Source organism: Labrenzia sp. THAF35, from assembly GCF_009363595.1.
Taxonomy (GTDB): Bacteria; Pseudomonadota; Alphaproteobacteria; order Rhizobiales; family Stappiaceae; genus Roseibium; species Roseibium algicola.
The window spans coordinates 3,268,144-3,283,794 of record NZ_CP045380.1; the positions used below are offsets into that span (position 1 = coordinate 3,268,144).

At 58.1% G+C, this 15,651-nt stretch carries 16 protein-coding genes; 6 read left to right on the forward strand and 10 right to left on the reverse strand.

Annotated elements, in window-relative coordinates; translation table 11 throughout:
- Positions 1-459: 459 nt before the first annotated feature.
- Positions 460-1,350 (reverse strand): phosphoserine phosphatase SerB, encoded by an 891-nt coding sequence (serB, locus tag FIU93_RS14880; protein WP_152506028.1) that lies wholly within the window; start codon positions 1,348-1,350, stop codon positions 460-462.
- Between serB and miaA the strand changes: the two genes are divergently transcribed.
- The 3 genes from miaA to FIU93_RS14895 all read left to right on the forward strand — a co-directional run bounded on the left by miaA (position 1,349) and on the right by FIU93_RS14895 (position 3,678).
- The gene (gene miaA / locus FIU93_RS14885) at positions 1,349-2,302 is read left to right on the forward strand and encodes a tRNA (adenosine(37)-N6)-dimethylallyltransferase MiaA (RefSeq protein WP_152507601.1); all 954 of its coding nucleotides are present in this window, start codon (positions 1,349-1,351) and stop codon (positions 2,300-2,302) included. The genes serB and miaA overlap by 2 nt on opposite strands.
- Positions 2,303-2,512: 210 nt before the next feature.
- On the forward strand, positions 2,513-3,052 hold the full coding sequence (locus FIU93_RS14890) for a GNAT family N-acetyltransferase (RefSeq protein ID WP_209009669.1): 540 nt from the start codon (positions 2,513-2,515) through the stop codon (positions 3,050-3,052).
- A gap of 80 nt (positions 3,053-3,132) precedes the next feature.
- Positions 3,133-3,678 (forward strand): GNAT family N-acetyltransferase, encoded by a 546-nt coding sequence (locus FIU93_RS14895; RefSeq protein WP_023000535.1) that lies wholly within the window; start codon positions 3,133-3,135, stop codon positions 3,676-3,678.
- Positions 3,679-3,700: 22 nt separating this feature from the next.
- Here the strand turns inward: FIU93_RS14895 and FIU93_RS14900 are convergent, their stop codons facing one another.
- Positions 3,701-4,279 carry a TetR/AcrR family transcriptional regulator gene (locus tag FIU93_RS14900; protein ID WP_152506031.1) on the reverse strand — a complete coding sequence of 193 codons (579 nt, stop codon included), beginning with the start codon at positions 4,277-4,279 and terminating at the stop codon, positions 3,701-3,703.
- 119 nt (positions 4,280-4,398) lie between these two features.
- On the opposite strand from FIU93_RS14900, the gene FIU93_RS14905 reads away from it, so the two are divergent.
- Entirely contained in the window at positions 4,399-4,815 is a 417-nt protein-coding gene (locus tag FIU93_RS14905; protein ID WP_152506032.1) for a 4-oxalocrotonate tautomerase, read from the forward strand.
- A gap of 86 nt (positions 4,816-4,901) precedes the next feature.
- Here FIU93_RS14905 and FIU93_RS14910 read toward each other — a convergent pair whose 3' ends face one another.
- The 7 genes from FIU93_RS14910 to FIU93_RS14940 form a co-directional block, all read right to left on the reverse strand.
- Positions 4,902-5,447, reverse strand: a complete 546-nt coding sequence (locus FIU93_RS14910) for an adenylate kinase (protein ID WP_209010132.1) — start codon at positions 5,445-5,447, stop codon at positions 4,902-4,904.
- A 136-nt stretch (positions 5,448-5,583) separates the two neighbouring features.
- On the reverse strand, positions 5,584-7,140 hold the full coding sequence (locus FIU93_RS14915) for a 2-isopropylmalate synthase (protein WP_023000539.1): 1,557 nt from the start codon (positions 7,138-7,140) through the stop codon (positions 5,584-5,586).
- A 566-nt stretch (positions 7,141-7,706) separates the two neighbouring features.
- Positions 7,707-8,795, reverse strand: a complete 1,089-nt coding sequence (locus FIU93_RS14920; protein ID WP_152506033.1) for an HD domain-containing phosphohydrolase — start codon at positions 8,793-8,795, stop codon at positions 7,707-7,709.
- Entirely contained in the window at positions 8,792-11,113 is a 2,322-nt protein-coding gene (locus FIU93_RS14925) for an ATP-binding protein (RefSeq protein WP_152506034.1), read from the reverse strand. The genes FIU93_RS14920 and FIU93_RS14925 overlap by 4 nt, the downstream gene beginning before the upstream one ends.
- A complete protein-coding gene (locus FIU93_RS14930; RefSeq protein WP_152506035.1) occupies positions 11,110-11,613 on the reverse strand; it encodes a molybdopterin-dependent oxidoreductase in 504 nt (167 codons plus the stop codon). Before FIU93_RS14930 ends, FIU93_RS14925 begins: the two co-directional genes overlap by 4 nt.
- A 484-nt stretch (positions 11,614-12,097) precedes the next feature.
- Complete coding sequence (locus FIU93_RS14935) at positions 12,098-12,598, reverse strand: SRPBCC domain-containing protein (RefSeq protein ID WP_152506036.1); 501 nt, start codon at positions 12,596-12,598, stop codon at positions 12,098-12,100.
- Positions 12,595-12,930 carry a metalloregulator ArsR/SmtB family transcription factor gene (locus tag FIU93_RS14940; protein WP_023000544.1) on the reverse strand — a complete coding sequence of 112 codons (336 nt, stop codon included), beginning with the start codon at positions 12,928-12,930 and terminating at the stop codon, positions 12,595-12,597. Before FIU93_RS14940 ends, FIU93_RS14935 begins: the two co-directional genes overlap by 4 nt.
- Before the next feature lie 167 nt (positions 12,931-13,097).
- On the opposite strand from FIU93_RS14940, the gene FIU93_RS14945 reads away from it, so the two are divergent.
- Entirely contained in the window at positions 13,098-13,748 is a 651-nt protein-coding gene (locus FIU93_RS14945) for a glutathione S-transferase family protein (RefSeq protein ID WP_152506037.1), read from the forward strand.
- A 57-nt stretch (positions 13,749-13,805) separates the two neighbouring features.
- Here FIU93_RS14945 and FIU93_RS14950 read toward each other — a convergent pair whose 3' ends face one another.
- Complete coding sequence (locus FIU93_RS14950; RefSeq protein ID WP_152506038.1) at positions 13,806-14,570, reverse strand: SDR family oxidoreductase; 765 nt, start codon at positions 14,568-14,570, stop codon at positions 13,806-13,808.
- A gap of 175 nt (positions 14,571-14,745) precedes the next feature.
- Between FIU93_RS14950 and FIU93_RS14955 the strand changes: the two genes are divergently transcribed.
- Complete coding sequence (locus tag FIU93_RS14955; protein ID WP_152506039.1) at positions 14,746-15,642, forward strand: AraC family transcriptional regulator; 897 nt, start codon at positions 14,746-14,748, stop codon at positions 15,640-15,642.
- Positions 15,643-15,651 lie beyond the last annotated feature (9 nt).

Below are 15,651 nucleotides of genomic sequence, written 5' to 3' on the forward strand. Positions count from 1 at the left end.
TTCCGGACTTCGGAAGCTGAATGCAGAAGGGCGCCGTGAGGCGCCCTTTTTTCTGCTTCCAATCTCCTGCACGCTCTTCCTAAAGACGGCTGAAGGTCTGTACGGAACGGGAAGGGGGACACTATGGAGCAAGGGGCCCATCCTTCGAGACAGTGCTCCGCGCTGCCTCAGGATGAGGCTGATGGGGGGGCGGATTGGGGGGCTTGGAGGATGTTGATGGATTTGGCGAGTTGGATGTGCCGTAGGGCGAGTTGACGGTTTGTAGCCTAACCACTTCACAGGGTTTTGTGTTCGGTATACCCACACACTCTCCCTCATCCTGAGGAAGGCCGGAGGCCTGTCTCGAAGGATGGGCTGCATACTCCGTCGAAAGGGTCATTCCTTGAAAGACAAGAAGGACCGCCCGCGCGAGGCGAGGACTCGAAACCGCTCAAATCAGGATTGCCGCAGGCCCGCGCCTTAACTCAGAACGAAATCGCTTTCCGCGTAGCCTTGCAGGTAGAGCAGGGCTGTGAGGTCGCCGTGGTCGATGCGGAAGTCGGCGGCGGCGGCGACAGCCGGTTTGGCCCTGTAAGCGACACCGGCTCCAGCGCGCTCGATCATGGCGAGGTCGTTTGCGCCATCTCCGACCGCAAGCGTATCTGCGAAATCAAGGCCGCGCTCCGCGACGAGATATTCCAGGCGGGTGCGCTTGGCTTCGCGTCCGAGAATCGGTTCTCCGACCTTGCCTGACAGTTTTCCGTCCACTTCCAGCAGCGTGTTGGCCTGGTTCTCGTCAAAACCGATCAGCGTCGCGACAGCAGATGTGAAATGGGTGAAGCCACCGGAAACAAGGGCGCAGTAGGCGCCGTTCGCCTTCATCGTCTGGACCAGCGTGCGGCCGCCCGGCATCAGCTGGATTCGCTTGCTGAGCACCGTTTCGATGGCCGACACCGGCAATCCGGCGAGAAGGCCAACACGTTCGCGCAGGGCTGGTTCAAAATCGATCTCGCCGCGCATCGCCCGCTCGGTAATTTCCGATATGCGATCCTTGAGGCCAAGTTCAGCTGCCAGTTCGTCGATGCATTCCTGGCGGATCATGGTGGAATCCATGTCCGCGATCAGCAGGTGCTTGCGGCGGCCGGCTTCCTTCTGCACAAAGACGTCGACGGGGGCACGGCCAATCACTTCGCGCAAGATACCGTCCGCGGCACTTGCATCCAGACCCTCAAAGCGGATATCCGCTGCGACACCTGCAGAAAGACGTGTCGAGGTTCCGGTAACGCCGAGTGCGTCGGATGCCAGCCGAACCAGATCCTCGTCGACTGCAGGCGCAGCAGGAGTGGACACCAAAGTGGCAACAAAAGACATGGACGGTTCCCTGGACGACGATGACGGCACGCCCGCGACTGCCAGGCGCGCCATTCTGATAGCCGGGCCGACAGCCAGCGGCAAGTCCGCTTTGGCGTTGACGCTGGCCAAAAGGCTGAATGGCGTCATCGTGAATGCAGATTCCATGCAGCTTTACGAAGACTTGCGATTGGTGAGCGCACGCCCCAGCGTCGCGGAGGAGGCTGAAGCGCCTCACAGGCTATACGGCGTGTTGCCTGCATCGACGGCCTTTTCGACCGGCGACTGGCTGCGTCTGGCGGAACGGGAACTGCAAGATGCCTGGGGAAACGGCCAGATACCTATCCTCGTCGGTGGCGCCGGCCTCTACTTCAAGGGGGTGACGGAAGGCTTTGCGGAAATGCCCGGCATTCCGGAAGAGATCCGCGCCAGGGCGAGATCCATTGCCGACACGCAGGGTGTCGAAGGCTTGAGGCAGCAGCTGATTGCCGAGGGGGATCCTGAGTCTGCCGAGGCGCTGGTTGATCCGCAACGTCTTGCCCGTGCACTGGAGGTTCTGCTGGCAACCGGTCGCCCTCTGAAGGCGTGGCAACAGCACGCCCAGTCATCGCCTCTTCTCAAACCGCAGGCGTGTCACCGGATCGTTCTGGCACCGCCGCGGCCCTGGCTGCATGAACGTATCGAGCAACGGGCAAGGTTGATGGTATGCGAGGAAGGCTTCAATGAAGTGCGGGCCCTGCTTGATCAAGGCCTATCGGATAAGTTGCCAGCGATGAGGGCGATCGGCGTGCCGGAACTTGGCGCCTATCTTGCCGGAAAAGCCGATTATGCAGAAACCATCCACAGGCTGACTGTTGCAACGCGTCAATATGCAAAGCGTCAGGAAACCTGGTTTCGCAACCAGATGTCGGATTGGCAACGGGTTGATCCTTCAAACCTAATTGAGATGGAGGCTTTTCTTCGAACGGTTTGACGGCTCAGCGTCAACTTCTGATGTGTGCGGTGCAGCAGTGGTGTGAGCGTAACTCTTTGGTATTGCGAATATATTTTTGTCAAAATTGATCTTATACTTTTGTCTGCCATGGCAATGGCACAATTCAGGGTTACATGGCTAGCATGCGTTCGGTGGCGGGATTCGCCGCCGCGTGTACGGCCTGAAGAAATCCTAGACTGGGAGGTCACGGTGCAGACGATCATACTCGAATGCGGTTCAGTGCGGCTCGTCCCTTTCACGCCAACCGATATTCATCTCGTCAAAGATCTTCACTCCGACCCTTACGGCAACCGATGTACAGAATATTCCACCAATTGCACCGTCGTTGATGCGGAAGAACTGGTGCGGTCTGCTCAGCAGAACCAGGACGACCTCGGGTTTGCCAAGTGGAAGGCGGTGTCTTCCGATGGGGTATTTCTCGGCTGGGCCGGGTTTACGCCTGTCAGCGAAACTTCCGAGATCAGTCTGAACTATTGCCTGCGTCTCGACGTGCTGGATCAGGACCCGGATCTGCCCAAGCGCCTTTGTGCCGCCTTGTCAGACTGGTTCTTCGAAAACACCTATTTTTCCCATCTGGTCGCTGTCGTGCGCACCGACAACCGGAACATGCGGGAAGTGGTCAAGGGCAACGGTTTCTATCACCGCGAAAGCAAAGTGATCGAAGGCATGCAGGCGGATGTGTTTCAGCTCCTGAGCCCGTCCATGCAATCCTATCTCATGAGTGCTTAGGCATTTTCGGGGCTTACGGGACCTCGGGAAATGCGTCGGGACCGTGTCTGCCACGGTCCCTTTTTTTGAGAGTAACCCATTTGAACACGCCCATTCTGACAACAGGCAGGCTACGCCTGTTGCCTTTTTCCGAAGATGACTTCCCATTGTTGCAGGACCTTCATTCAGATCCGGAGGTCAATCGCTATCTGTCTCCGGGACCGGCGATCATGGATCCGGAGGAAGTGCGCCGGCGACTGGCGAATTACGTCGGCGATCACCGGGGCACCGGGATGTCCAAATGGAAACTGGAGACGGTTGAGGGAGCCTTTATCGGCCGGGCGGGATTCTCCTTCGAAAGGAACCCGGAAGGCTATGAACTCGGCTACAGCCTGAAACGGTCAGCCTGGGGGCAGGGCTATGCGAGTGAGATCGCGCGGGCTCTTGTCGGCTGGTTCTTCGACACGACACAGAACGATCACATGCTTGCTTATGCAGTTGCGGAACATAAGGCTTCGCAGCGGGTGATGCAGAAGGCAGGACTGCGTTTCTGGCGAGAAATACGAAAGCACGGTTTGCATTGCCGGTTCTACCGGATCACGCGCCGGCAATATCTTCAGTCACTGGAGCCTGGCACGGGCGGTTAATCGCTTGAGTGATTGGTCGCCATCAAACTCCTGCTGCCTGCAGGGCGGCGGGCAGGGCGGCCGCTGTCACGGTTTCGGCAAGGGCTTCATCCGACATGGCCCGTGCCGTGGTCAGTCCTCCGATCAGTAGACTGAGAAAAACCCAGGCGCGGTTCCGACGTTCAGAAAGATTGCCTTCCTTCAGCCCTTCGGCAACCAGTGCCGCTATCTCCTGCATCTTGTCATCATATAGTTTGCGGGTCTCAGGCTTGGCCCGTGCGACATCGGGCGATAGCGCGGTCATCGCACAGCCGCAGGCGCGGTCCTGTCGATGCGCCGTGCCGAGATAATACCGTGCAAATGCCTCGACCCACTTGTCGCCGAAACGTTCCCGGTAGTCGGGAATGGTGGTGATTACTTCGTCCAGTCCCTGTTCCAGCGCGGCGTGAAAGGCCCCGTCCTTTGATCCCAGGTGCGCGTAGAATGCACCCGAGGTAGCACCCGCCGCCTTTGCGATCGCGTCGACACCAACCCCGGAATATCCTTCGCTTCGGAAGGCCCTGCTTGATGCGCTGAGCAATGCCTTTTGGGTTTCTGCCTTGCGAAGCTGTTGTTTTGCCATGCGGTTCTCTCAATTAAATAACGATCGTTATATATTCTGTTGACTTCATAACGATCGTTACATAAATAGAGTGCGTCAGAAAATATAACGAACGTTATATTTAATCGAGAGGAACGGAAATGCCACTTGCACTCAATTACACCCAGGGCGTGATGAGCGAAGATGCCGGTTTGAAAGCAGGCAGGAAAATCACCGAAGCCTTCCTGAAATGGCACGGGCTTGGCGGCAACAAGGTCATGACCCCGAACGTGACCATGCAGATACAGGCACTGCCGAAGAACGGGGCGCTGTCCGGCGGTGAGCCGGTGGAAGGGGCCTGGCTGGAATGCAAGACGCCAAGTTTTGCCCTGGCCGCGCGGGACGTTCAGGTCGGGTTCTTCAAGGAAGCAACAGACATCATTGCCGCGGCGGCGGAAGGCCGTTTGTTACGGGACCGCATCTATTCAAACGTGGTGCACACTGTGGACGGAACCTGGAATCTGGACGGCGAAGCCATGACCAACAGCCAGCTTTCCGAACGGATTTCGCAGGGTTGACGTCACAACACGAACTGAACAGGGGCCGCTTCTGCGGCCTCTTTTGAGGGATCAAGTGGCACTTTACCGGCAAGCCACGGGAGAATTCAGGAAACCGGTCCGCTCTTTAGTGAGACGAGAAAACGCTTCAGCTGTCTGGGACGGATGAAGACATGGCTCACCCCGGAGAACGCCCTGATGCTTTCCAGATCACGTTCCCGCCGCGTCCGCCTGTAGTTCAGAACGAACTTGAAAAACGGCCAGTCGAAGCGCTCCAGGCAGCCAGCCGGCAATTCGCCACTGCGGGTGCCGCCGCGGCCGAGAACGGAGCGCTTCAGCACTCTTGTCGCACAGAGAAACGTCTTAAAATCGAGATAGATGAGCGTATCGGCTGCTTTCAGGCGAAGGTCCAGGGTGCTGCCGTAGTTGCCGTCCATGATCCAGCGCGGGCGAGCGATCAGTTCTTTCATGGTGGCGCGCCAGGCTTCGGGGGAAGGGCGCTGCCAACCCGGTTGCCAGTAATGACTGTCCAGATGAATGACGGGCAGGCCGGTCAGGTCGCTCAAGGTACGGGCCGCACGGGACTTGCCGGCCCCCGGGCATCCGGCAATCACCACGCGCTTCATCTCTCCGTCTGTGCCAAGGCTTTCCACCCCGTTTGTCCTCCCCGACAAAACAAAGCCTCCTGAACCTTACCGGAAAATCGGTGGCTCAGGAGGCTTTTCGTGTCAGGTCCGAAATCGGGCGACAATACAGTCACCTTGATCCGGAGCTTTGGTGGTTCCGGCGTTAGACGGCAGCAAGCGCGCCCGGGTTGCCGGTCTGCTGGCGCAGGGCCAGCTTGTTCATGGCCGAAACATAGGCACGGGCGGAAGCGACCAGCGTGTCGGTGTCCGCTCCCTTGCCCGTGGCAATGCGGCCGCCGGCCTCCAGGCGCACGGACACTTCGGCCTGTGCGTCGGTGCCCTCGGTCACCGCATGCACCTGGTACAGCGACAGCTTGGCTTCATGCGGCACGATTGCCTTGATGGCGTTGAACGTGGCGTCGACAGGACCGTCGCCCGTAGCTTCCTTGGTAACGTGCTGGCCGTTGACGTCCATGGTCAGGATCGCCTTCTGCGGGCCACCCGTACCGGCAATTACCGTCAGCGCAATCACCTTGGTGCTTTCGCCCAGGATGCTGATTTCGTCCTCGACCAGGGCTTCGATGTCCTCGTCGTAAACGTGTTTCTTGCGGTCGGCGAGGTCCTTGAAACGGCGGAAGGCATCCTGCAGGGCATTGTCGCCCAGTTCGAAGCCCAGCTCTTTCAGCTTGTCGCGGAAGGCATGGCGGCCGGAATGCTTGCCCATGACCAGCGAGGTGGCTTTCACACCAACATCTTCCGGGCGCATGATTTCGTAGGTTTCGGCGTTTTTCAGCATGCCGTCCTGGTGGATGCCGCTCTCGTGGGCAAAGGCGTTCTTGCCGACGATGGCCTTGTTGTACTGAACCGCGAACCCGGAGGCGCCCGCCACCATCTTGGAAGCCCGAACCATGAATTTCGGGTCGATCTGGGTCATGTAGGGCAGAACGTCGCTGCGGGTGCGGATCGCCATGACGATCTCTTCCAGTGCAGCATTGCCGGCGCGTTCGCCCAGGCCGTTGATGGTGCATTCGATCTGGCGGGCACCGCCAGCGACACCGGCCAGCGAGTTGGCAACGGCCAGGCCCAGGTCGTTGTGGCAGTGGACCGAGAAGATCGCCTGGTCGGCATTCGGCACGCGCTCACGGATCTGCTCGAACATGGACTTGTATTCGTCCGGGGTGGCGTAGCCGACGGTATCCGGCAGGTTGATGGTGGTGGCACCGCACTTGATGGCGGCTTCCACGCAGCGGCACAGATATTCGATCGGCGTGCGCGTTGCATCCATTGCGGACCATTCGACATCGTCGATCAGGTTGCGCGACCGTGTCACCGTGTCGGTGATGATTTCCAGCACCTGTTCTTCGGTCTTGTTCATCTGGAACTTCAGATGGATCGGCGAAGTGGAGACGAAGGTGTGGATGCGGCCCTTGCCGGCGTGTTTCACGGCTTCGCCGCAGCGGTCGATATCAGCGTGGATGGCGCGGGCCAGACCGGCAATGACGGAGTTTTTCGAGCGCTTGGCAATTTCGCTGACGGCTTCAAAGTCGCCGTTCGAGGCAATCGGGAAACCGGCTTCGATGATGTCGACACCCATGTCGTCGAGAATTTCCGCGATCTGCAGCTTTTCTTCCAACGTCATGGAGGCGCCGGGCGACTGTTCGCCGTCGCGCAATGTGGTGTCGAAGATCCGGACCTGGTCCTTCTCGGAAGTGGCAGTCATGTCGTTTCGTCCCTGGCTTGGATCGGGCCTTAGGTCGCTCGGGTAAGGAAAGGCGTGGCGCGATCCGATGGTCGTGATGCGGTTTTTTGAAAACTCTCCCCTAAGTGCCCGTTCCGCCTAAAGACAAGCGAAGCAGCCGACGCTCAGGGGCATCTAAGAAGGAGGAGATCGCCAAGTAGAATGAGGCCGCCGCGCTGAGCCAGCGCGTTGCGAGAAGATCCAGAAATGTCGCGAACCGCGATCATGGGTCTGTCTTGGCCTTTGGTCGTCTTTTCAACTGGTCCGCCAAGCGTGGCGCAAAAGCGTGACCTGACGGTTAATGGGGACTGTTCATAAGTCAGGATGAACCATGATGCAACCAGCTTTTCCGAAGCTTGCACATTTGGAAACCCCTTGGCCCGGAGTTTCAAGCAATAGCGATAGCTTGCGCAGACGAGATCTGAGCCGCTGCAAAGGCAGGAGACAGAGGCATTGTGCCCAAAGCCGGTCCTCTCCCGCCGCGTTCATCACAACGAAGCCAGGGCGATTGCCGGCGTCTCTGGTGGACGTCTTGCGGTCTGACCGCCTCAGCCGTTTTTGGCCAGGGGAATGGGCTCGTCGGCAAACCTTGCCTGGATCTCCTCCACTTCCTTCTTCTTGCTCAGGAAGGCGGCAATGCACTCCGGGTCGAAGTCGCTGCCAGATTTTTCTTCCAGAAAGCTGAAGGCCCGTTCGTTGGTCCACGCGGACTTGTAGGGGCGCTCCGTCGTCAGCGCGTCGAAGACGTCGGCAACGGCCGCTATCCGGCCGACAAGTGGAATTTCTTCTCCACGCAGGCCATTGGGGTAACCGCTGCCGTCCCAGCGTTCGTGGTGTGTCGCGGCAATCTGGGTCGCGACCTGCAGCAGCCGGCAGCTGGAGCCCTTGAGGATGCCGGCGCCGATTTCGGTGTGCCGGTTGATTTCCTCGCGTTCTTCCGGTGTGAGGGGGCCGCGTTTCAGCATGATCCTGTCCGGAATGCCAACCTTGCCGATGTCGTGCATCGGTGCGGCCATCTTGAGGTCTCGCCGGAACTCCATGCTCATGCCGAGTTCTTCGGCAATCAACTCGCAGAAGTTCGCCATGCGAAGGGTGTGCATGGCCGTGTCGAGGTCCTTGTATTCGGAAGCAAGGATCAGCCGGTGAACGATTTCCTCGCCCCGTTTCCTCAGTTCGGTCGTTGCCCTGTCGACTTCCTCTTTCAGCCATTCCGCCCGCATCGACAGCTTGCGCTGCGCCTCGGCCAGTTTGGTGAGGTTCCGGACGCGGGCCTTGAACTCCACGATCTCCAGCGGCTTGTTCAGAAAATCGACGGCACCGGACGTCAGGGCCTCGATGCGCGTGTCCCGGTCCTTGTCTGCCGTCACGATCACCATCGGCTTGTCGGTGTGCGCGGGGTGCTGATGAATTTCCTTGATGAGCTCGATACCGTTGAGGCCCGGCAATTGATAGTCGACGATCGCCACATCGAATTCGACCGTGTCGAGCGCCGCGATCAGGTCGATGGGATGGGAAAAGCTGACTGCATGGCATCCGGGGATGCGCTCCACAAGCCGTTCCATGATCATGCGGTTGGTGGGATCGTCTTCGACCAGAAGGATGCGGAATTCGGTGTCGGCAAGCGGTGTGTCGGTCATATCGCAATCTTCCGGTATCTGTTTTTTGCTTTTTCCAGCTCCACCGTCAGGAGTGTCACCTGGTTGGAGGTTTCGATGCTGGTGCGAAGTGCGTCCGCAGTTTTTGAGAGGGTCGTAAATCCGAGATTGTCCGCCGCACCTTTCAGTGTGTGCAGCAGCCGGTCGTAGCTTTCCCCATCACCCGAGCTTGCTGCCTCGGTGACTTGCACAACGAGAGTGTCGGCATTTTCAAAGAAGGCATTCACCAGAGAATGGAAGACCTCCTCGCCAAGTTCCTCCCGCAGTTCAGCTCGTCTGGCATCCCCTTTCTCTTCTCCGGCAAGGCGAACCACGTTGGCGTTTGGTGTCGCTGCGTCGGATTGAGCCGCATGCTTCTGTTCCGTCGGTTCCGGAGAACCTGGGGATGTCGGCAGGTCGGTGATGCCTTCTGCTGAAGTGTCCGAAGGACCATATTCACGCAGGATGGTCGCAAGCCTCTGGAAGGTGACGGGCTTGGACTCGAAGGCATTCATGCCCGCGTCCAGGCAGTCCTGGCGGTGCCGGTCGGAAGCATTTGCCGTCATTGCAACGATGGGCAGCTTGTCGAATGGAGCGCCGATGTTCCGTATCAGCCGTGTTGCCGCGATCCCGTCGAGATCAGGCATCTGCACGTCCATCAGTACGAGATCGAAAGTGGCGTCCTGCACATGTTTGATCGCCTCTCTGCCGTCGCTGGCAACGATAACTTCCTGACCCAGTCTCTCCAGCAACTTCGTTGCGACACGCTGGTTTATGACGTTGTCTTCCACGAGCAGGATACGCAGACGGGGGATCAATGCAGTTGGGGTCGAACCGCTATCCAAACCGGTGAGATTCGCAGCAGGGGCATGTGCCAGTTGAACCGGCAAGGTGAAGCTGAAGGTCGCGCCTTCGCCAGGAATACTGAACACACCTATCGATCCACCCATCGCCTCGACGATCTGTTTGCAGATGGCAAGGCCGAGGCCCGTGCCGCCAAAGCGCCGGCTGATCGAGGAATCGACCTGGTGGAATGCGGTAAAGAGCTGCTTTTGTGCCTCTTCGGCAATGCCGATACCGGAATCCTTGACGCTGATCTTCAGTTCCAGGGTCTCGGCGACAACTTTTCCGGCAACCACGTCGACGTGGATTGAACCGTTTTCGGTGAATTTCACGGCATTGGACAGCAGGTTGAGCAGGACGCGCTTCAGCCGGGTGGGGTCGCTCTTGATGAAAGCTTTTTCAAGTGTCGGGTCGATATTTAGCTTGAGTTCGTCATTCTGCTCGAGCGCCTTGCCTTCCACGACAGCTGCCGCCTCTTGCACCAGTTCGTCGAGCCGGAAGACAATCTGTTCGGTCTCAAGGGATCCGTATTCGATCTTCGCAAAATCGAGGATCTCGTTGATCATCTCCAGCAGTGTATTGCCGGAACTTGTGATGGTGCGGACGTAGCCGGTTTCTTCTTCCGGAAGCTGCTTTTGTGCCAGAAGTTCGGCCATGCCGAGAATGCCATTCAGCGGGGTGCGGATTTCATGTCCGATCGTGGCCAGAAACTCCGACTTGGCCTTGTTGCCGGCTTCTGCTGCTTCATATGCTTTCTCGAATTCCGCTGCCGCCTTGTTCATGCCTTCTCGCGTCTGTTTCACGATGCGGACCTGCAGAAGCATATGCAGGGCGAGAAAGAGTGCGGCGACGACAATCGCGAACATGAAGAGGAAGGCCAGCATCTGTACATGGAAGACGTCGTTGCGGGCTTCGGCGCGTGCTTCTGAAATTGTCGCGTTCGTGCGGACAAGAAATTCGTTCGTGGCGCTACGAATTTTTTCGAGCGTTTCTTCGACAGGCGCAAAGTCGATGTCGGTGTAATTCTTTTTCGCTGCGATTTCGTTGAAGACAGGTTCGATGGCCAGGATCTTGGTCTGAATGGTCGTGATCCTGGATCTGAAGTTCGGACTTTGCTCGAAGAAGACGTTGTATTTGGAGTTGGCGAGGACCGAGAGACGCGAATAGAGGATGTCATAACGCGTTACGAGCTCTCGCGGTGCTACGGCTTCCTGCGCCGCTTCGACACCTGCCTCGCCGATACGATATTTGACGTGTTGCACCAGCTCGTAGACGGCACGTGTTTCGCGGTCGAGCTGATAGACAGCCCAGATTGCGTCTTCACGGATTGCGTCATGCAACTGGCCTTCGCGTTTGACCAGCATTGAAAAGATGGCAAGGACCGTACAGACAAGAAAGATCTGGACGACGAGAACGGATTTCGTCGCCCTTGCAGCCTGTTCAACGGCCTTACCGCCTATTTCGAGCTGATTTTTCACTCGACTACTTCAACTTCGCGGATTTGCCAGACCGAACGGGAAAAGTATTTCTCGTTGAAGAGTTCCGGGTTCGTGTCGAAAGGGTAGATCAGGAACAGGGGGCCCTTGTCGCGAACGGACATGTAGTCACCGTTCATTTTAGTCGCCAGCATGGTGTCGAAGTTCTCGGCATCTTCTACCGGCACTTCTGCACTGTAGTCGTTGAGAGCCTTGACGATCAGTTTGGAACCGCGTGCGCCAACTTCCTCCAGCACTGCGCGCAGCTGAGGGCCGGAAAAGGCGGTGGTGCCTTCAGTCCAGGGAGTCTCGAGCGTCTTGGAGATTTCTGTAAGGCCTTCCAGCATCTTCATGTCAAATTCGGCGCTGTCACCTTTGTTGGTGTTCTTGATGTTTCCGGTCACAACGAGGACGACATCACCTGTTGGTGCCGGAAGGTTGGCAGCCTGAACGGCAGAGCTGATCATCAGCGCCCCAGCCAGGAGGCTCAGTAAGGTTTTCATGGCGTTTCCCTGTTTACTTGTGCGTTACTGTAATTTTTGACAGTAAACTTGTTTTCATTAGTTCCTCTGCGGAACTTGGATACGCCAAGAGCCTTTAATCAAATGCAAATTAAATGGGCAAACATCTGGTTAACTTCATCAAATAAAGTAAATATTTTTGTCATTTATGTGTTTTAAATCAATATTTTAAAAGGTTGCGATGTGATGAATTTATTTAATTCGAGCACGAGTAAATGACACAGTGATGGCTCGCTGCAAGCAGGTAGAGTATTGTGATTTATTACTATTCAATGGCAATGCGCGTTTAAGCGTTTGATCCTCATTCGGAAGCGAGGAAATGGCGCCCCAGAAGCGACGATCCGGGCGGCGCTTCAGCAGGATTGCGCCGAAACGCTGCCGTTGGCCAAACAGCAGTCCATGTGCTTCGGAGAAGCAGGCAGCCGGCAGCCGGCAACGGCCGGCGCTGGCGTTGGTGTCCTGCCTCTTATCCGTTCCTGGGGGCGACGAGATCAGCCAGCCGGCCGAAGCAGCCGTTCCAGCCGCCGCCGACACCGCGGCGTGCATCTTCGGTCTTGATGGCCTCGTGACGTAACTTGACCTCCGTCGCCTTGCCGACTTCGGTAAAGGTGACGGATACCCTTGAAGTGTCTGTCGCTTCCCGTGTGCCGTCGGCATATTCCTGAACATGGCGCCAGGAAAACTCAAGACGGTTCGGCGCTTCGATGGCCAGATATTCGCCTTCAAAGTGGATCTGCTTTTCTGCGGTTTTCTCGATGACGAAACACCAGCGCCCACCAACCTGAAGATCGATCTCCGCCGAAACCAGCGCACCGGACTTGGGTACGAACCAGCATCGAACCTCATCGGGTTCGGTAAAGGCGCGGAAGACCCGCCCCGGGTCGGCCCGGAACAGGCCTTCCACGAGCACCGGCTCCTGGCCGGGATTGGATTTCAGGAACGCTTGGGGTTGCTGTTGTACGGTCATTTTTCGCTATCCTTGGCGAGGTGACGGGCAAGAGCATCGAAACGGTCGATCCAGAACGCTTCATATTTGCTCAGCCAGTCCACGGCTTCCTTGATTGGTGCACCGCGCAGCCGGCAATGGCGGGTACGTCCGCGTTTTTCGATATCCACCAGTCCGGCATCCGAGAGCACCCGCAGGTGTTTGGAAACCGCTGTCAACGACATGTCGAACGGTTCGGCGAGGTCCGAAAGCGATGTCTCGCCGTCGGCAAGCCTGGCTACGATTGCACGGCGCGTGCCGTCGCTGAGGGCGGCGAAGGTGGCATCGAGTTGAGGCATTTCAGCTGCATTCATAAAGTGAACCTTTTGGTTGACTATCATCTGAGTTCATTATAGTCAACTAAATGGTTGAGTAAATGGGTGGCGCGCGACACCGGCTCAATTTTCCCATGGTCGTGCAGCACAGGTTTCCGGCCGAACCTGGAGCTGATGACCGGACTTAAGAAAGTGGAGAGACGGACATGAAACTGTTCACAGCAGATATTTCGCCCAACTGCCGCCGTGTCGAGGCGGTGCTGCATCATCTTGGACTGTTCGATGAAGTCGAGGTTCACAGGTTGAACATGATGGCGGGTGAGCATCACCGGGACGACCTGAAGGCCGCCAATCCCAACTTGAAGGTTCCGACGCTCGTGGTGGGTGACATGAACCTGTGGGAAGCCAACCCGACCATGATCTACCTGAGTGACCGGGCAGGAGCCGAAGCGTTTTGCCCGACGGACGCCAAATCCCGTTTTGAGATCCTGCGCTGGATGTCCTGGGAGGTGCAGCATTACAACCAGGCCGCAAGGGACATTGCCTGGGAAACGATGGTCAAGCCGCTTTTCGGTCTGGGGGAACCGGACGAAGCCAGGATTGAAGCGGCAAGCGAGAACTTCCATCGCTTCGCTGCAGTTCTCGACGCCCACCTGGAAGGGCGGGCCTACATGCTTGGGGACAGGGTGACCGTAACCGATTTTGCGGTCGGTGCCTTGTCGGCGTTGGCGTTGAACCCGCAGTCGCGTATGCCGCTGGAAGGCCATGCCAACATCATTGCCTGGTATCAGCGGCTGGAAGCAGTGCCAAGCTGGGCCATGACGGCACCTGCACGCCTGATGGAAGCTGCCGAATAGGCCAATGCAAGCGGCGGCCGGGACCCGGCCGCCGCGGCACACTGCTGACTTGGGGTGTCAGAGGTTCTGACCGCCCGAGACTTCAATGCGCTGGCCGGTCATCCAGCCGGTATTGCCGCTCAAAAGCGCGGTGATGGCTCCGCCGATGTCATCCGGAAGGCCGGCACGCCCCATGGCTGTCATGGAGGCGACCACCTTGTTGATTTCCGGATTGTCACGCACGGCACCGCCACCGAAATCCGTTTCGATGGCGCCAGGCGCCAGCGTGTTGACGGCGATGTGACGAGATCCCAGTTCCTTGGCCAGATAGCGGGTCAGAACTTCAATCGCGCCTTTCATGGTCGCGTATGCCGCGTAGCCGGGCAGGGAGAACCGGGCAAGGCCGGACGATACGTTCAGAATGCGTCCGCCATCCGCGATCAGCGGCAGCAACTGCTGCGTCAGGAAAAAGACTCCCTTCACGTGAACATTCATCAACTGGTCGAAATCGGTCTCAGTCGTCTCGGCGAAGGGCTTGTGAATGCCCGTGCCGGCGTTGTTGACCAGGAAATCGAAACTGTCACGCTGCCAGGTCTGCTGTAGCGCGGTTTTCAATGCGTCCGTGAATGCGGGGAAGCCGGACGTGTCGGCAGTATCTAGCTGCAAGGCAACAGCCCTGGCACCCAGCGCTTCCACTTCGGCAACGACCTGTGCGGCCTCTTCCTTGCTGGTCCTGTATGTGAGGACCGTGTCGATACCGTTCTTGGCAAGATGAAGAACAGTGTTGCGGCCAAGGCCGCGGCTGCCGCCGGTGATGAGGGCGATCTTGGGGGAGGTGGTCATGTTATTGGCTCCAGTGTTGTGGGGCGTGATGTCGATGACCATGAGATAGTCCGTAGCGAGACGTGTTGTGTGCCGGTTTCTCCAGAAGACTTGCCTGATCCTACAAATCAGGCAACCTGCATGCTTGCCATCACCAACCGGCGGGCGTATCGCTGGGTTCTTGACGGAGGGAACCATGCAGGCAGACGAGCTTATCCGGAAAGTTGTTGCATTTGCTGATGATCATGGCGCAGGTGGCGATCCTTTTCCTGTTGGTGCTGGTGGCATGACGCTGGTGCGTCAGCGCCGGCCAACCCTCATCTATCCGATCGTCTACCAACCGATTTTCTGCCTGGTTCTCCAAGGGGAGAAGCAGACATATCTCGGATCGAACACCGTCCGGTTCGGTGCCATGCAGTCACTGATTGTCGGGCTGGATCTGCCCGCGCAGGCACGGGTCGTGCGTGCGAGCCAGGCCGAGCCCTATGTTGCGCTCGCCATTCCACTGGATATGGCTCTGATCCGCGAACTAGCTCCGGAGCTGGATCGGCCGGGTAAAACATCTATGGCTACGCGCGCCGTTGCAAGCGGCAGGGCAGATGCTGCAATCGTCGATGCGATGCGGCGCCTGTTCGAGCTTGCGGAGATGCCGGAGGCCGGCAAGGTGTTGCTGCCGTTGATCCAGCGAGAGATCCATTACTGGCTGCTGACGGCAGAACATGGTGCGATCCTGCGTCAGATTTCAGAGCAGGACAGTCACGCGGCCCGCATCGCCAAGGTCATTGCCGGCATACGCCGGGACATTGCGGCGTCCTTGCGGGTGGACGATCTTGCCGGCGAGGCAGGCATGAGCGTGTCTGCCTTCCATGCGCACTTCAAGGATATTACCGGCACCAGTCCGCTGCAGTTTCAAAAGCAGTTGCGGCTGATGGAGGCGCGCCGGCTGCTGCAGGCGGAAAAACTGTCCGTCTCGCGCGCGGCGTTCCAGGTGGGTTACGAAAGCGCGACCCAGTTCAGCCGAGAGTACGCCCGGCATTTCGGTCTGCCGCCACGCGCCGACAAGGCGAACGAACCTGCCCAGGCGGCCTTCTGACCGTCCGGG

Bases quoted from the DNA above. Each gene is read 5' to 3' on its own strand.
- FIU93_RS14930 (WP_152506035.1), bottom strand. From the start codon at position 11,613: ATGAAAACCTTACTGAGCCTCCTGGCTGGGGCGCTGATGATCAGCTCT.
- FIU93_RS14905 (WP_152506032.1), top strand. From the start codon at position 4,399: ATGCCACTTGCACTCAATTACACCCAGGGCGTGATGAGCGAAGATGCC.
- serB (WP_152506028.1), bottom strand. From the start codon at position 1,350: ATGTCTTTTGTTGCCACTTTGGTGTCCACTCCTGCTGCGCCTGCAGTC.
- FIU93_RS14945 (WP_152506037.1), top strand. From the start codon at position 13,098: ATGAAACTGTTCACAGCAGATATTTCGCCCAACTGCCGCCGTGTCGAG.
- FIU93_RS14900 (WP_152506031.1), bottom strand. From the start codon at position 4,279: ATGGCAAAACAACAGCTTCGCAAGGCAGAAACCCAAAAGGCATTGCTC.
- FIU93_RS14935 (WP_152506036.1), bottom strand. From the start codon at position 12,598: ATGACCGTACAACAGCAACCCCAAGCGTTCCTGAAATCCAATCCCGGC.
- FIU93_RS14955 (WP_152506039.1), top strand. From the start codon at position 14,746: ATGCAGGCAGACGAGCTTATCCGGAAAGTTGTTGCATTTGCTGATGAT.
- miaA (WP_152507601.1), top strand. From the start codon at position 1,349: ATGGACGGTTCCCTGGACGACGATGACGGCACGCCCGCGACTGCCAGG.
- FIU93_RS14950 (WP_152506038.1), bottom strand. From the start codon at position 14,570: ATGACCACCTCCCCCAAGATCGCCCTCATCACCGGCGGCAGCCGCGGC.
- FIU93_RS14920 (WP_152506033.1), bottom strand. From the start codon at position 8,795: ATGACCGACACACCGCTTGCCGACACCGAATTCCGCATCCTTCTGGTC.
- FIU93_RS14940 (WP_023000544.1), bottom strand. From the start codon at position 12,930: ATGAATGCAGCTGAAATGCCTCAACTCGATGCCACCTTCGCCGCCCTC.
- FIU93_RS14915 (WP_023000539.1), bottom strand. From the start codon at position 7,140: ATGACTGCCACTTCCGAGAAGGACCAGGTCCGGATCTTCGACACCACA.